Below are 590 nucleotides of genomic sequence, written 5' to 3' on the forward strand. Positions count from 1 at the left end.
AACGAGCCGGCGGGCGAAGGCGTCCGCACGGACTCGGGCCTGTCGGAGGGTACGGAGGTCTCGTCCCTCTACGACCCCATGCTCTCCAAGGTCATCGTCCACGCCGAGGACCGCCCCACAGCCCTGCGCCGCCTGCGCGCCGCCCTCGCGGACACGGTCACCCTCGGCGTCCCCACGAACGCCGGCTTCCTGCGCCGCCTCCTCGCCCACGAGGACGTCGTCACCGGCGCCCTCGACACCGGCCTCGTCGAACGCGACGCAGACAGCCTGATCCCCCAGGGCGTACCGGACGAGGTGTATGCGGCGGCCGCCGCCGTACGGCTCGCGGAGCTGACTCCGGCACCCCGGGACGGCTGGACCGACCCGTTCTCGGTCCCCAGCAGCTGGCGCCTGGGCGGCAGCCCCGCCCCGCTCCCCTTCCCGTTGCGCGTGCCGGGACTCGAACCCGTCACAGCCGAGGCGCCGCCCGGCACCCGGGTCACCGACACCACGGTGACGGTCACGGTCGACGGCATCACCCACACCCTCCACCGCGCCGGCAACTGGCTCGGCCGTGACGGCGACTCCTGGCACGTCATGGATCACGACCC

The 590-nt window shown here is 73.9% G+C and carries 1 pseudogene; it reads left to right on the forward strand.

From position 1 onward, the window contains the following. Positions 1 to 590: pseudogene (locus E0F75_RS40860) on the forward strand (acetyl/propionyl-CoA carboxylase subunit alpha); the annotation flags it as partial.

Source organism: Streptomyces sp. CB02980 (assembly GCF_014451325.2).
Taxonomy (GTDB): domain Bacteria; phylum Actinomycetota; class Actinomycetes; order Streptomycetales; family Streptomycetaceae; genus Streptomyces.